Annotated in this window: 20 protein-coding genes; 9 read left to right on the top strand and 11 right to left on the bottom strand. The window is 33.9% G+C overall.

What is annotated here, in order from left to right:
- Nucleotides 1-58: 58 nt before the first annotated feature.
- The 8 genes from ABDW27_RS22275 to ABDW27_RS22240 form a co-directional block, all read right to left on the bottom strand.
- Nucleotides 59-1,111, bottom strand: coding sequence for a TlpA disulfide reductase family protein (locus ABDW27_RS22275; RefSeq protein ID WP_343697926.1), 1,053 nt, complete (start codon nt 1,109-1,111; stop codon nt 59-61).
- A 41-nt stretch (nt 1,112-1,152) separates the two neighbouring features.
- A complete protein-coding gene (locus ABDW27_RS22270) occupies nt 1,153-2,679 on the bottom strand; it encodes a hypothetical protein (protein WP_343697925.1) in 1,527 nt (508 codons plus the stop codon).
- Nucleotides 2,680-2,713: 34 nt separating this feature from the next.
- A complete protein-coding gene (locus tag ABDW27_RS22265) occupies nt 2,714-3,295 on the bottom strand; it encodes a Crp/Fnr family transcriptional regulator (protein ID WP_343697924.1) in 582 nt (193 codons plus the stop codon).
- 150 nt (nt 3,296-3,445) lie between these two features.
- Nucleotides 3,446-3,952, bottom strand: a complete 507-nt coding sequence (locus tag ABDW27_RS22260) for a hypothetical protein (RefSeq protein ID WP_343697923.1) — start codon at nt 3,950-3,952, stop codon at nt 3,446-3,448.
- A gap of 211 nt (nt 3,953-4,163) precedes the next feature.
- Complete coding sequence (locus ABDW27_RS22255; protein WP_343697922.1) at nt 4,164-5,027, bottom strand: alpha/beta hydrolase; 864 nt, start codon at nt 5,025-5,027, stop codon at nt 4,164-4,166.
- 119 nt (nt 5,028-5,146) lie between these two features.
- Nucleotides 5,147-5,944 (bottom strand): alpha/beta fold hydrolase, encoded by a 798-nt coding sequence (locus tag ABDW27_RS22250; RefSeq protein ID WP_343697921.1) that lies wholly within the window; start codon nt 5,942-5,944, stop codon nt 5,147-5,149.
- A 26-nt stretch (nt 5,945-5,970) separates the two neighbouring features.
- On the bottom strand, nt 5,971-6,756 hold the full coding sequence (locus tag ABDW27_RS22245) for an alpha/beta fold hydrolase (protein WP_343697920.1): 786 nt from the start codon (nt 6,754-6,756) through the stop codon (nt 5,971-5,973).
- A 67-nt stretch (nt 6,757-6,823) separates the two neighbouring features.
- Nucleotides 6,824-7,594: an alpha/beta hydrolase gene (locus tag ABDW27_RS22240; RefSeq protein WP_343697919.1), complete on the bottom strand. Its 771-nt coding sequence runs from the start codon at nt 7,592-7,594 to the stop codon at nt 6,824-6,826.
- A gap of 250 nt (nt 7,595-7,844) precedes the next feature.
- Here ABDW27_RS22240 and ABDW27_RS22235 point away from each other — a divergent pair, with 250 nt between their 5' ends.
- From ABDW27_RS22235 to ABDW27_RS22225, 3 genes are all read left to right on the top strand, one after another.
- Entirely contained in the window at nt 7,845-8,849 is a 1,005-nt protein-coding gene (locus tag ABDW27_RS22235; protein WP_343697918.1) for an SDR family oxidoreductase, read from the top strand.
- Nucleotides 8,850-8,978: 129 nt separating this feature from the next.
- Nucleotides 8,979-9,248 carry a hypothetical protein gene (locus tag ABDW27_RS22230; RefSeq protein WP_343697917.1) on the top strand — a complete coding sequence of 90 codons (270 nt, stop codon included), beginning with the start codon at nt 8,979-8,981 and terminating at the stop codon, nt 9,246-9,248.
- Between the two features lie 72 nt (nt 9,249-9,320).
- A complete protein-coding gene (locus ABDW27_RS22225; protein WP_343697916.1) occupies nt 9,321-9,677 on the top strand; it encodes a hypothetical protein in 357 nt (118 codons plus the stop codon).
- A 78-nt stretch (nt 9,678-9,755) separates the two neighbouring features.
- On the opposite strand, the gene ABDW27_RS22220 is transcribed toward ABDW27_RS22225, so the two are convergent.
- The 3 genes from ABDW27_RS22220 to ABDW27_RS22210 all read right to left on the bottom strand — a co-directional run bounded on the left by ABDW27_RS22220 (nt 9,756) and on the right by ABDW27_RS22210 (nt 10,785).
- Nucleotides 9,756-10,193 (bottom strand): hypothetical protein, encoded by a 438-nt coding sequence (locus ABDW27_RS22220; protein ID WP_343697915.1) that lies wholly within the window; start codon nt 10,191-10,193, stop codon nt 9,756-9,758.
- A 126-nt stretch (nt 10,194-10,319) separates the two neighbouring features.
- Nucleotides 10,320-10,616, bottom strand: a complete 297-nt coding sequence (locus ABDW27_RS22215) for a hypothetical protein (protein ID WP_343697914.1) — start codon at nt 10,614-10,616, stop codon at nt 10,320-10,322.
- Nucleotides 10,617-10,662: 46 nt separating this feature from the next.
- A complete protein-coding gene (locus ABDW27_RS22210) occupies nt 10,663-10,785 on the bottom strand; it encodes a hypothetical protein (RefSeq protein ID WP_343697913.1) in 123 nt (40 codons plus the stop codon).
- A 50-nt stretch (nt 10,786-10,835) separates the two neighbouring features.
- Here ABDW27_RS22210 and ABDW27_RS22205 point away from each other — a divergent pair, with 50 nt between their 5' ends.
- From ABDW27_RS22205 to ABDW27_RS22180, 6 genes are all read left to right on the top strand, one after another.
- Nucleotides 10,836-11,510, top strand: a complete 675-nt coding sequence (locus ABDW27_RS22205) for an SRPBCC family protein (protein ID WP_343697912.1) — start codon at nt 10,836-10,838, stop codon at nt 11,508-11,510.
- Between the two features lie 31 nt (nt 11,511-11,541).
- Nucleotides 11,542-11,712, top strand: a complete 171-nt coding sequence (locus ABDW27_RS22200) for a hypothetical protein (RefSeq protein WP_343697911.1) — start codon at nt 11,542-11,544, stop codon at nt 11,710-11,712.
- 28 nt (nt 11,713-11,740) lie between these two features.
- Entirely contained in the window at nt 11,741-12,373 is a 633-nt protein-coding gene (locus ABDW27_RS22195; RefSeq protein WP_343697910.1) for a DNA-3-methyladenine glycosylase, read from the top strand.
- Between the two features lie 95 nt (nt 12,374-12,468).
- Entirely contained in the window at nt 12,469-13,125 is a 657-nt protein-coding gene (locus ABDW27_RS22190) for a DUF6766 family protein (protein WP_343697909.1), read from the top strand.
- A gap of 90 nt (nt 13,126-13,215) precedes the next feature.
- Nucleotides 13,216-14,814: a hypothetical protein gene (locus tag ABDW27_RS22185; protein WP_343697908.1), complete on the top strand. Its 1,599-nt coding sequence runs from the start codon at nt 13,216-13,218 to the stop codon at nt 14,812-14,814.
- A gap of 32 nt (nt 14,815-14,846) precedes the next feature.
- Nucleotides 14,847-15,398, top strand: coding sequence for a hypothetical protein (locus tag ABDW27_RS22180; protein ID WP_343697907.1), 552 nt, complete (start codon nt 14,847-14,849; stop codon nt 15,396-15,398).
- Nucleotides 15,399-15,416: the final 18 nt, after the last annotated feature.

Below are 15,416 nucleotides of genomic sequence, written 5' to 3'. Positions count from 1 at the left end.
TTATTAATTAACGTTGTAAGACGTCACAAAAATTAAAATCATTTTTAATGAAATGGAATTATTTTAAATTTTTTTTGAGAAATTTTTCTAAATCTTCAGGACTAATATTGCTTGCCACTATTTTACCTTCAGGGCTAATTAAAAAATTTGAGGGGGTAAAAGAAATATACTTTTTTACAGCTTCGCTATCGTCAATACCTCTTTTTTCAATCAAATTTTTCCATTTTAGGTCATGTGTTTTCAAGAAATTCTGCCATTTTTTCAAATCTTTATCAACGGAAACTGATAAAATTTCAAAATTCCTGTCTTTATATAAATCATGAATCTTTTGTAATTTAGGAAATGCAGCGATACAAATACTACAATAGGTGGCCCAAAAATCTATAAGATACCATTTCCCTTTTAAAGACACTGTTTTAAATACAGTATTGTTTTCATCCGGCAATTCAAAATCATAAACCATATCGTTTACATTTATGTCGTTTTTGGGATACAGCTTTTTTTCTATAACATAAATATTGCCTCTTCGTTGATTTTTTTTATCTAATTTACTGTATATTTTTTTTAATTGATTTTTATCCAACGTGCTATCCCAACACATTTCCTCTATTAAATTACCCACATAATAATTTTTTGGGTCTTTAACTGCCATTGTGTTTAGCTTTCTGTATAGCTTTTGATGACGGTCTTTAGCATATAAATTACTAGCGGCAAACCTTTCATAATCGTCCTGAATTAGAGCTGTTTTTGTACCCACAATTGAAGTTGCATGAAAAAAGACTGTCGTATCTTTATTTTGGATTTCTTCATAAAAAGCTAAGTTGATTTTAACATTTTTATTTTCGAGAAAAAATTCTTTTTTCATAATACAAGTTTTTCCTTTCAACCAGAAAAATACATTTGTCATGTCTCCAGGTATATGCCCTTTGAAAGAAAATTTATTATTTTCTACAAAACAGCTATCTTTTTTATCAGCATAAGAAACATATAAATATCCTTTATAATTATTTTTTAAAACACCATTTAATGCAAAATAATCCGGACTATTCTTTTGTGCCTGAATTAGATTAATAAAAAAAAATAGGACAATAATGTAGGTTTGTTTTTTCATGGACAATCTTCTTGTATTTACAATAATTATAAAGTGAGTTTTTAATTTTTGTTGGAACAACTTAAAATAAACGATCTTACATCAACGCTAAATACTGTTCCTGTATTACCTAAATAAAGCATGTGACCCGATTCGTATTCTTTAAAAATGACTCTGTCAGCAGGGAAATTTGCTTTTTCTGTCGTTATTTTAGCATAACCCACAGGAGTAGACAAATCCAAACTTCCTCCCGCTATAAATACTTTTAAATTTGGCGTTCTGCGTAAAACGACATTTAAATCGTCAGTAAAATCAGGACCTTCTTTGGTCTCTTTACGTGCCCATTGCCATTGAAACGAAATATTTTTCCAATCAATAGTTTTATACGGATCCTGAATGTCAATTTTTAATTTTGAAGCTAATAATTCTCTAAAAGCAGCCGTAAATCCGGGAACGTATCTTCCCATTGCCGGATCGTCTGCAACTGGATCATTACCAGAATGCTCAAGCGAAAGATTGTATCTTGTATCGTATAATCCAATCTGTAGATTTTCTTTCGACAAAAGACTGTCGACGAAATTTTTTGGAGCTATTTCTAGTGTTGATGAAAAAAAATCTTTAGGCAATCCTGTGTATTTGCAAAGTTTTTCAATAATAACATTCCTTTCTGTTTCCGAAAGTTTTTGCTGATTGTCCTGTAAAAGTGCATTCAAATATTCTTTTTCTGCAAATGCTGAAACTTCTTTTTGAAACTCTCCGTAAGATACCGTTTTATCAATTTTATTATAATACCAGGCTGTTTTTGATAAAGTTGGAAGTAATGATGCCGCTCTTTCTAATTTTTCTTCGGAGGTTAACTTTTTTAAAGGCGATTCAAGCGTAGTTCCCAGCATAATAATACCGTTTAATGTAATGCCTCTCATTACACCAGAATAAGTTACTCCGCCCATAAGCGCTCTTGGAAGAACTGAAACCCGCTGGCTTCCATAACTTTCTCCAATAAGAAACTTTGGAGAATTCCATCTATTATTTTTTATCAGCCACTTTTCTATAAACTGCGCCATTGATTCAGCATCCTGATCTACTCCATAAAAATCTTGTGGCGTCCCTGGGGAAATTATTCGGCTAAAACCAGTTCCTACAGGATCAACAAAAACTAAATCGGCTACGTCCAGTAAAGAATCTGTATTAGCTTCTAATCCAAATGGAGGTAAGTTAGAAGAATTAATTTCCGGAGTTAATTTTACTTTCCACGGTGCAATACTGCTCAAATGCAGCCAGATAGAAGATGAGCCCGGGCCGCCATTGAACACAAAAACAACAGGTCTGACTCCATTCTTTTTATTTTGTTTTATATAAGAAAAACTAAATACACTGGCTATAACTTTATTATCATCATTTTTAAGAAATATTTCATCTGCAATTGCTGTAAAATTTATGGGCTTTCCATTAATGTCAATTGTATGTTTTGAATTAAAGAAAAGCGGTTTTTTAATCATCATTTCTTCCTTTGCATTTTCCTGACTAAAAAGAGATAATGACACTAAAGAAAAAAAGTTGATTAGAAAAAATCTTGCAATATTTGGCATGTAATAATTGATTTAAATGAGTAACAAAAATGAGTTATTTTTTTGAAAATTCCCGTCTGATTCTACTTAATGATGTATCGGTAACATTTAGATAAGATGCTATTTGTTTGAGCTGTGCAAATTGAAATATCTCTTTATTGGTCGTAATAAGATTTTCATATCGGGCTTCACCACTAAGATTAATTAATTCCAGCGCCCGTTTTTTAAACATCATATATTCTTTTGCAAGCATTTTCACTCCATAAGCCCTAAACTCCGGAACGGTATGCAGCAATGCGTTTAATTGATCATAACTGATGGCAAAACCTCTGCAATCTGTAACTGCTTGTATATTTTCAGATGACTTGGTTTTTAAATAAAAGGATGACACTTCAAATACCACACTATCTTTTTGATAAAAATTGGTAGTGATTTCATTTCCATCAATATCATGCGTAAACGCTCTCATAAAACCGCTCTGCAAAAAGAAATAATGTTCATTTATTTTTCCTTCTTTAAGAAAAAATTCATTTTTTTTAATAGTAATTTCTTCAAAGAATTCTACCACTTCATCTAAAGTACGATCTGGAAATGGTAAATTTTTTATGATATAATTTTTTAGTCCTTGTTTGTCCATTGGTTTCTTTGTTAATATTATACGCAACAGCTTCTTTACAAGACCGTTGCAGATCAAAAATAGTCAATTACCAAATAATTAGATAAAACACAGTATTAAAACATCTGAAAAAAAAGGAGACAATGAAAAGACAAATGAGAGACATTTTTTCTAAATATTTGAGAGATAAGAGTATAAAGTCATATCCTCAGGAAGTTTTATCTTCGAAATAATTCTCTCTTTCCTTTTTTTACTTGCATATATGGTTATACTCAAAAGATTTGAAATCTCTTTGGTCGTTAAATTCATATAGATATAAGCAATATAACGCATATCATTTGAGGTTAATTCAGGATGTAATTTTCGAAGTCTTGCCAGAAAACCTGGATTTACTTCTTCAAAATGAAAAACAAATGTTTCCCATTCATTGTCACTTCTTAAATAATCTTTTAAGTGTTTAATATGAATATCTAAAGCGGGAACTTTCGAGAGTTTTGGTATATTTTCTATAGATAAAATTAAATTATTTATCAGCTGATTTCTGCCCGAAAGATATAATGCTCTCGCAGAAAGTTTCCTGTTTCTCAATTCAATTTCTTTTTGCAGAAGTTCCCGTTCACTCTTCATTTCACTAATTTGCTTTTCCAGTTCCAGATTTCTCCTTTGCGCTGTCAGCATTTTTTTTCTTTGAAAGAAGATCAAAACCGTGAAAATGAGCAGGAATATTATATGTATTGAATAACAAAATTTATGTTCTTTTTGCAATTGCATAAACCAATCGTTTATTGTTTTTTTTTAACCGATTACTGATGCTATTTCTTCAACCATCATCTCAAACAATAGCACAGCAACCGGTTTTCTTTTATAAATTATCTGCTTCAATTTGATCTTAATTCAATAAGAATGAATTTACTTCCTGCGAAAAATCTTTGGAATACTGAAAAATCCCGCCATGACCTGAATCACTCCAAAGTACTAGTTTTGAATTCGGAATATTCTGAAGCATGATATAAGAATTGATAGAATCGACCATATTATCCTGATTTCCATTAACAATAAGCACAGGCTGTTTAATAGCTTTAAGCTGTGAGTTGTTTTCATCTGTTGCTAAACCGTAATTTATAATGGCTTTAGCCTGACTTGCAATTGTATCCTGGCTCGTTGGTAAATCCCTGTCTACTTTTCTTTCAGATAGTCTTTCTAAGAAAGCTTCACCCGCTTTAATACTGCTTGGCGTTTTGCTGAAAAAAAGATTAATCAATACCCTTTCAGGTCCGTCAACAAAAGCTTTTTCTAAATGCGACTCCAGTTGCGCAATTGCCTTTCCTCCTATTGATCCTGTGCCTGCCAATATAAGTTTATTCACCAATTCGGGATAATTTGCGGCGATCTCCTGCCCTATAAATCCGCCAAGAGAAAAACCTAAAATATTAACCTTATTGTAGCCCAAAGCACGGATAAAAGCAACAGCATCTTGTGCCATCTCCGATACATTCTCAGGAGTGGTTCCGTTTGAACTTCCCACGCCTCTGTTGTTAAATAATATTACAGGATAATTACTCGCAATTGCATTTGTTACTTCAGGATCCCAATTATCCATGTTTCCTGTAAAGTGTTGTAAAAAGATAACCGGTATGCCTTCTTTCTTTCCAAAAGAGCGATAAGTAAAATCGGCTCCATTTACGTTTATCGATTTTGTTGGTGCTGTTTTATGGGTGAATTCACCCTCTAAAATTTTTTCTTGTGTTTCCATTTGTTCTTAGATTTTATTTAATGATTAGGATAAGAACCACCATTTGTCGGTGAAAGCGCTATTAAAATTGTTATTGACTAACAATAATTCTTACCTGTGATATTTAATTTAAGTTGTAATTACTTAGCTTCTACAGCAATGATTTGAGCCAAAACATGTGGGAACATGATAAAAGGTGTGTGACTTGACGGAAGAGCATATAATCTTTCTATACCCGCCTCTTTTGTCATTTTTTGCTGCAACGAATAACCTATTGTGTGATCATTTAAAGTGTAAACAAATACTTTACTGATTTTTCCAAATCTGCCTTCAGTTAAAGTTACCGGAGTCGCTAAAGGTGCTAATGGTTCTGGTTTTAAATTATTGCTTACATAATCTGCAACTTGTTTAGGAGCATCCGCAAGGAAAACATCAGCAATACCTTCTTTTTTGATGCTTGCAATTCCTGCTTTCTCATCTACAATAAGATTTTTTCCAATATGACTTTCTCCATCAGTTTGCGCAAGAGACAATAAGCTTTCTCCATTTTTTGGTACGTAAGCCGCTATATAAACTACCTTTTTGATCTGAGGAGCAATGTCTTCAGCCACCTGACTTGCTATGATTCCGCCAAAACTATGCGCAACAAGAATTACATTTTGTTTGTTTCCAATGGCTTTTTTAACGTCTTCAACATAAAGCTTTAAACTGATAGTTGAAATTGCTGTATTATCGCTTCCATGTCCCGGAAGGTTCACGGAAATAACGGAGTTTCCACCAGCAGTTAAATCTTCTGAAACGTGCTGCCAATCATTTGATGATGACCATGCGCCGTGGATGATTACAATTGTGTTTTCGTTTTTAACTTTGTTCGTTTGTGAGAAAGCTGTAATAGTTGTAAAGAATAGTACTGCTAGTAATAAAATTGAATTTTTCATGATATATATTTGTTATTTGTTTATAATTAGTTTGTTGCTATTTTTGTTAATATTGATGATAAATCATCTGGTTTTGAAAGGAATGGACTATGTCCTGTATTTATTTCGTACACCGATTCAACTTTTCCTGCTGCAATCATTTTGTTTTGTAAATACGGCGACACAACACGATCCTGTAAAGTTTTGATGTAAGCTTTTTTCACTGATCCAAAATTTTGATCAGTCAGTTTTACAGGATTAATAAATGGAGTTAAAGGCTCTGTTCTATAGTTTTTTAATACAAGATTCTGAACTTCCGAAGTGCCATCAGGAATAAACAAGTTCACGATTTGATCCTGCTTTACATCTACAGTACCACCATCATAATTAAAAATTAGGTTACCCGTAACACCAAGCTGAGAATCAGGATCCATGTGTGCTAACTCATCTAATGTCTGGCCTGAAGTCGGTAGATAAGCTGCCACATAAACCAGTTTTTCAATTTTAGAAGGAACAGCTTCTGCAACAGAAGAAATTATCATGCCTCCCAAACTATGACCTACTAAAATCACTTTTCCGTCTATTGTTGAAAGTGCATTTATTACTTTCTGTTTATACACATCCAGCGTTATAGCACCTGGAAAAGTATTATCAGTACCATGGCCCGGCAGCTCAACAACAATTACTTTATTGCCTTGTTTCTCTAAATTAGTTTTAACTGACTTCCATACATACGGAGCCTGCCATGCGCCATGAACGAGTACATAATTTTTAGATTCAGGTTGTGTATCATCATTTGAACAAGATGATAAAATCAGGGCGCAAGCTGCCATGACAAATTGAATCAATTTGAATTTTTTCATGATTGTAAATTTTAAAATGTTATTTGTGAAATGTTTTTTATTTAGCTTCTAAGGCTATAATTGAAGAAAGTATTTGAGGAAATACTATAAATGGAGTATGACTAGAAGGAAGTGAGTACGTTCTTGAGATTCCGGCATTTTCAACCATTTTTTGCTGAAGTGAATATCCAATCGTATGATCATTCTGACTATGAACATATACTTTAGCCACTTTTCCGAAGTTTGCATCAGTTAATGTAACCGGAGTAGATAACGGTGCTAAAGGTTCTGGTCGCAGATTATTGGTTACATATTCTGCTACTGGTTTTGGAGCATCAGCTAAAAATACATCTGTAATTGCTTCTTTAATAATAGAAGCGATTCCCGCCTGCTCATTTACAATAAGGTTTTTACCTACATGACTCTCTGAATCCATTTGCGCAAGCGACAATAAACTATCCCCGTTTTGAGGAACAAAAGCGGCAATGTAAACTAGTTTTTTGATCTGCGGAGCAATCAGTTCAGCGACTTCGCTTACTACTATTCCGCCAAAACTGTGACCTACAAGTGTAACATTAGTTTCGCTGCCAATGGCTTTTAAAACTTCATAAACATAAAGCTGCAAACTAATCTTCGAAATGGGTGTCTCATCAGTTCCGTGCCCCGGAAGATTTACAATGATTAGATTGTTTTCTGCAGAGTTAAGGTAACCCGCAACATGATGCCAGTCATTAGCAGATGACCATGCTCCGTGAACAATTACAATTGTGTTTTTACTTTTTGATGATGAATTTAATTCGTTCTGTGTGTTTGTTTTTTCGGTTTCCATACTATTTGTTTGTTTAATACTATGCAAAGAAAGAGCGAATAAAACCTGTGGCACTTGTCTTGTGACAAGTAATGAAATTTTAGCGCTTTTTTTTAATTGCAATGCAGGGAAAGTAGACAGACGCCTGGATTATCCCCTTATATTTCTGCAACATATAGCTGTAATTCTATAAAAATCATATTTGAGCCTTATCTATATTTGACTGATTATCAATTACTCTTTAAGAGATAAAACTTAAAATAATAGCATTATGGAAATTAAAAAAGCAATATCACGCCGCAGCGCCATAACTGGTATGGGAGCTGTGCTTGCAACGGCAGCAATTAATCCTATGATGGCAAATGGATTAAATTTAGGAGAAACGCAATTATCAAATGGATCAGAAGACCCAACTACAAAATATCCAAGACCACCATTTAAAGAACAAAAACAGCCATGGCCTGGCCTTGTGAGCAAAATGGATCCACGTCCCGATCATGGTGAGAAAAGCTATAAAGGAACAGGAAGATTAAAAGGCCGTAAAGCTTTAATAACAGGAGGTGATTCTGGTATGGGAAGAGCTGCCGCAATTGCTTATGCTAGAGAAGGCGCTAATGTAGCCATCAATTATTATCCTACTGAAGAAGAAGATGCAAAAGAAGTAATCGCATTAATTAAGGCCGAAGGACGCAAAGCCATTGCAATTCCCGGAGATTTGCGCGATGAATCTTTCTGTACTTCACTTGTTCAAAAAGCTGCAAAGGAATTGGGCGGACTCGATATTGTAGTCAATAACGCAGCCAGACAACAAACACATGCCTCAGTATTAGATATTTCTACAGAAGATTTTGATGCTACAATGAAAACCAATATTTATGCTCCTTTCTGGATCATCAAAGCTGCGCTTCCCTATCTCAAAGCCGGATCTTCCATAATCGGAACAAGTTCTGTACAGGCTTATGCGCCTACTGAAGATTTATACGATTATGCACAGACAAAAGCGGCTACTACAAATTACATTAAATCGCTGGCAAAACAACTTGGACCAAAAGGAATTAGAGTAAATGGTGTTGCTCCGGGACCTATTTGGACTCCGCTGCAGGTAAGCGGTGGTGCTACAATGGAAAAACTAAAAGAATTTGGTTCACAAACTCCAATGGGAAGACCGGGACAACCAGCCGAACTTGCGTCAATTTATGTTCAGCTTGCTGCCAATGACGCCAGTTATGCCACAGGTCAGATTTATGGTGCGAGCGGCGGCGAAGGAAATCCATAAATATCAGATTATCATAGCAATAATATAATAACCGTTTCAACATTCTATAACAGGCTTACAGATTGGAGTTGTAATTTTATTTGTAAGCTTTTTTAAGCGTAAGGAATTTTAACTCTAAATAATAAGATTATGCCTTGGTACAACGGAGACTTTCCTCCATCTTATAAAAATCAGCCGGCTGAATTAAGAGAAAAAGCGGTAGAAATAGCCAATGCTTTACTACAGGATGGCGCCGAAGAAGGAATTGCTATTGCCACTGGGCTAAAGCAGGCTCGTGAACTTTTAAAAAATCATAAAAGTCAACATGATGAGGATTCCATAGAAGAGCAAATGGAAGAAAATATGAAAGGAAAAAGTATTGAAGAAGCAACAGATCCTTCAAAACTATCTGATATTTAAATAGTCCATATTGGAATTTATCAATCTCAATCAATTTAAAATCAAATATTAACAACATTAAAAACTACAGTTATGTCTAGAGAAAATTATGATAACTACGATCAGGAAGATCTTATTTATCACGCAGCAGATCATTCGGCCAGTGAATCTATTAATTCTGAAACCATGGAGAAAAAAGATCCAGCTATCAATCAGCATGAGAATGATTCACAAAGGCACAAACACACGCCTGAATATCATGACCGGGAAGAAAATGAAAATGATACCGATGATCCTTTCTTTCAAAAAAATGCAGAAATTGCCCAGGATCTTGATGAAGATCTTAAAAGCAAAGACAAAGATGATGATGACGATTTTGACAACGATGCCAACAGAAGAACACTTGACGAGTCAAAAGCGGATGAAGACGAAGATGATGATGAAGATTAAACTTCAGTAATAAAGAAAAATCCTGAAAAGAACTTAATTTAAAATTCTTTTCAGGATTTTTTTATGCTTTAATTAAAATTAATCTGCTGCATATTTATTATTCCAATACAGCATCAATAAAAGTGTTACGATAATACACGATGCTGTTCCTTCAAAAAACAGAGACAAACTGTATGTCATAACCGAAGGTTTTCCTCCGAACATAAAAGCTGACGATAATGATTTTACATAGTTATCGCCGCCTTTAGCATAACTGTAAATTACAAGTGCAATAATGCTGATCACCACAGCTGTAAACGAAGTTAGTATTGACGAAATAGCATTAGGAACAAAACCATTCTTTCCTTCTGCAAGATTCATTTGCAGACTTCTGTTTACACCATAAAAAATGAAAAGAACATTGAGTAATCGTAAATAAAAAAGATGAGAAAGATTTAAAACCTCCATCAAAAGGAAATATAATGCAATCCCTGCAAATATTAAAAAGCCGTTAATAATTTCTTTAGGTAATTTCATAGCTGTTATTTTAGTTTTACAAATAGTAAGCATTTAGTAAACAATGCATTAAAACAAAATAACTAAAGTTAAAAGGAAAGAAATTTTAGAATTCGGCTTATTAATTACAAGATGTCCATTATTACATTACTTTTTAATCGAATCAGTTCTAACATTTTGATTTCCTTTTTGTGTTGAACCCGCAGTTCCGGATCCTGTAGAACCTTCGCCTGTTGCCCCTGTTGTTCCATTTTGACCATGCTGATCTGAATTTAAAGTTGCAGCTGAATCTATTGCCGGACCAACTGTATCAACAGACATATTCATACTGTCGGTTTCAGAGTTATACTGAGGATCTGTATTGTTTTCATTCTTTTTACAGGCAAATGCCAAAATTCCTAAAAGAATCACCATCAGGATTCTAAATTTAAATAACGTTTTCATAAATAATCTTTTTAGTTAATAATAAACCCAAAAGTAAAACCTTCATTTACAGCATATTTATACAATTACAAGAATCATTTACAGGAATCAGGGACAATTCAAATACAAATGAAAACCATCCGCATAATTGTATAATCAATCCTGAAAATCCTGTAAACAAAATTTTCATAAAGACCTTAATTTTAATCTATTATAATTAACAATTTAAATCGAATAATTATGATCACAACAGCAATACCACAGCAAGGACAAAAATCAAAATTTGAGTTAAAGAAAAATGTTTCAACATTAGAAAGAGTTTTAATGGTAACAAGCGGGGCTTATTTGTTATACAATGCTTTATCAAAAGAAAACAAAAGTATAAGCAAAGCCGGAGCGGGAGGCGCAATGCTTTTAAGAGGAATTTCAGGATATTGTCCTATATATGATGCTGCAGGACATTTAATGAATGACAAAGCATCAAACATAAATATCAGATTAAACACTGTAATTAATAAACCTGTGGGCGAAGTATATGATTATTGGCGAAATCTTGAAAATTTACCACAATTTTTGAGTCATCTTGCGAGTGTTAAAACCATTGATGAAACAACCTCTGAATGGACGGCAAAAGGTCCAGGCGGAATTGGATCTATAAGCTGGAAAGCCAAAATTGTAAAAGACAGAAAAGATAAACTTCTAAGCTGGATTTCTCTTGATGGTTCGACTATAAGAAACGCCGGAAAAGTAATTTTTAAACCTCATGGCAATATTACCGAACTTGATATAACAATTTCATATCATGCTCCGCTTGGAATTGCCGGTGAAAGCGCAGCCAAATTTTTAAATCCGTATTTTGAAAAATTAGTTCAGACTGATCTTGCGAATTTAAAAAATCATTTAGAATCAAATTAATATTAATTTTACTTGTAAGAACATGGATATAATGTTGAAAAAAGGGCAGCACGTACGTCAGGAATTTGGCGGGCCGGTTATGAAAGTAATTGGTTTTGAGCCCGACCTTATAGAAAATGTTATTACTCAGTGGGAAGACGAACAGGGAACTATCATAACTGCTAAGTTTATGGATTCTCTGTTGGTGCCGGCTGAGGATTAAACAATTATTATAAATGACAGATTAAAAAATGGCAGAAAACTTTGCAGTGTATCCCAATAAAATACCTTATTCCTATTATTTGAATCCTGATGTAATTTTTCTGGCAAAAGACCTTTTAGGAAAAGTACTTTACACTCAAATAAACGGAGAAATAACCGCCGGTATTATTGTTGAAACCGAAGCTTATTTTGGCATACAGGATAAAGCTTCGCACGCATACGGAGGCCGCCGAACCAATAGAACCGAAACAATGTACAGCAGCGGCGGAGTTTCTTACGTTTATTTATGTTACGGTATTCATCATCTTTTTAATATCGTAAGTTCTGTTGAAGGTGAACCGCATGCTGTTTTAATAAGAGCAATTGAACCATTAATAGGAAATGAAATTATAGAATCCAGACGAAAAATGCCTGTATCAAAAGCGGCTATTTCTTCTGGTCCCGGTTCTGCCGCAAAAGCATTGGGAATTGATGCTTCTTTTAATAAAAAGGATTTAAACGGAGAAGAAATCTGGCTGCAAGATCACGGCATTAAATATTCTGAAGAAGAAATTGCAGCCGTACCCCGCGTAGGAATTGCTTATGCACAAGAACACGCACTTTTGCCCTGGCGATTTTTTGTGAAAGGAAATAAATACGTGAGCAAACCAAATAAGATATAATCTAAATTTTCGGTTATAAATCTGTAAATCGAAAATTTAATTATGTAAGCATTCAGAAAAATCTTTCATCAAATTTGTTTAAAAACAAATAAGAAATGAAAACATTTTTAAAAAATAATGGATTATGTATCTGTTTTATACTGCTTTTCATTGGCTCTCTTATCGGACAGATATTTTTAGGTTTTAAAGAACATAATAAAGAATTGATTGAAGAAGGCGGAAAAATAATCAGCCTCAGTTCTTACCTCACATCAGGGCATTTTTTTCAGTCTACTTTTGAAAATTGGGAAAGTGAATTTCTACAAATGGCTCTTTTTGTAGTTTTTACTATTTTCTTAAAACAAAAAGGCTCATCAGAATCAAAAAAAATTGACGAACCTGAAGAAGTTGACAGAGAACCAGATCCGAACCGAAAAGATGCTCCGTGGCCTGTTAAAAAAGGCGGATTTATTCTACAGCTCTACAAACATTCTCTCACAATTATTTTGCTTTTATTATTTGCAATTTCGTTTGTCTTTCATTTTTACGGAAGTTTAAAAGATGAAAACGAAAAATTGCTTTTAGAAGGAAAACCTTTAGAAACCATTACATCTTACATAGCAAATTCAAGATTTTGGTTTGAATCATTCCAAAACTGGCAAAGCGAATTTCTTTCCGTTTTCGCCATAGTTATGCTATCTATTTATTTCCGACAAATAGGATCCTCACAATCAAAACCAGTCGATGCACCGCATATGGAAACTGGAGAATGAAAATTTGTTTCAGGTTTCAAGTTTCGGGTTAAACTGAACTTATACGCAAAGTATAAACTTGAAACCTGAAACTAAAAAAAACAAAAAACTATGCACACAATTTCTCCCTGGAGTATAACAGCTCAAACTGATATTGACAATAGTACTGCTTTAATAAGCAAAGAAATCTGCAATTATATTTATGAAGTATATAATTGCGATGATTCGGTATGGATTGTGGTTATTGGTCCGAAAAAAGAGAGAATGGCATTTCGGGCAGCCTTTGCCATAAACAGCAGTTTCGAAGTCGAAGATTTAATTAAAAATGAAAATGACTTCAGGCTCAATCTCAAAACAGAATTAGGAGAATATGAAATTACAATTGATTTCCCTGAAACCGAATCACATTTACTTCATTTTAAAACCACATTAAAATTAAACAAACCATTATTAATTCCGTTTTGGCCGAGAGATATTCTGCCTTTAACCGATAACGGAAATATCGAAAATACAAACGGAAAAATACATTTACATCAGGTTGGAACACGATCTGGAATTCTATATGCCAGTATTATAAGTCCGAAAAAAAGCAATTTATTTTACTTCCAAAATCTCACTTCAATTTCAGATTATTGCGAAGCGACCAAAACTTCATTAGCAGAAACCGTTGGCGGAACATGGCCTGAAATTGGTTTTCAGCTTCCGGCCGCGATCGAAGAACCGCTTCCGGCAGGAAAAACATTTACCATTTCAGATGCGTATGTTTTAATGGGAGAAGAAATAAAAAATGATCCATCGAAACTTTGTATCGATTTTCTGGAGAATTTAGCTTTAGTGTACAAACACATTCAACATCCTGAAATTGAATATCATAACTGGACAGAAATTGCTCAAAATACGATAACCGATTTGTATTATAATAAAGGATGCTGGACACAGACCAACGGAATTCCGTATCTAAATGCGTATTTATGCGATTATGAAACGCCGGCCGAAAGCATGGTACAACTTGCCGTTTTGATTCCGTTAATAGAATACGAAAAGTGGAACGGCAAAAAAGAACCTTTATCAAAAGATATTGAAAGCGGATTAAGCAGTTTTTACGATGAAAAAATAAAAAGCATAACCCGTTGGCTTCCGGCGCTTCATGATAAACTCGACAAATCTGAAGAGCAGAAAAAAGAAACCACAATGGATTCCTGGTATCTTCATCATCCGCTTATCAATTTAACCCGTTATGCCCTTTCGGGAAATGAAACGGCTAAAAAACTGGTTCTGGATTCGATTGATTTTGTTATAAAAGCCGCGCATCATTTTAAATACGAATGGCCAGTTTTTTACAATGTAGAAACTTTTGAAATTATAAAAGAAGAAACTCAGCCCGGGCAAGGCGGAGAAAAAGATGTTCCAGGAGCTTATGCGCATTTAATGCTTTTGGTTTACGAACTTACAAAAGAGGAAAAGTATTTAAAAGAAGCCAAAAAAGCAGCCAAACAACTGACGCAATGCGGTTTTGATATTTTTTATCAGGCCAATAATACTGCCTTTGCTGCAAATGCTTTATTAGAATTATATAAAATTACCAATGAAGAATTGTATCTCAAAACCAGTTATATGTGCCTTGCCGGGATCTTTAAAAACATGCAGATTTGGGATTGCCAATACGGATTTGGAAAAAACTACAATAACTATTTTGCCATGTTTCCTTAAATGATGCGCCCTACACTGCTGCATACGAAGAATTGGAAGTTTATGCCGCCTTATCTGAATTTATGACGCAGGCAAAAGATATAGATATTTTACCGGCACTGCGAATTCTAATTCCTGAATTTGTAAAATATGCTATAAACCGAATTCCGTATTATTATCCTTTATTACTTCCGGAAGATATGATTTCTGAGGAAGTAAAAACAGGCGAAATTCAGCGCAATCTTTGGGTTCCGCTTGAAGATTTATATACAGGCTGGGAAAAAAGCGGACAAGTCGGACAAGAAGTTTATGGCGTTGGATCGGCTTTTGCGGTTGTTCCGAGGCAATATCTAAAACTGAATGAGGATTTAATGGTTTTTGTTGATTATCCTGTAATTTCTTCTTCTAAAAGACAAAATACGATGACCATAAAATTGGATGGAAATCCAGAAATGCAATGCAATTTGAAAATTATTTCTGTAGAAAATAAAAAAATTACGGCAAAGGTGTTTCAGGAAAATGAAATTTTAAAAGCATTTAAAAAGACTTCTGAAATGCACGAATATAAAATTTCAGGAAAAGGGAGTTTTAAAATTAAATATTAAAAAAGGATGAAATTCTAA

Source organism: Flavobacterium sp., from assembly GCF_039595935.1.
Classification (GTDB): domain Bacteria; phylum Bacteroidota; class Bacteroidia; order Flavobacteriales; family Flavobacteriaceae; genus Flavobacterium.
The sequence above is the reverse complement of the archived record's forward strand: the minus strand, read 5'-3'. Positions and strand labels throughout refer to the sequence as shown.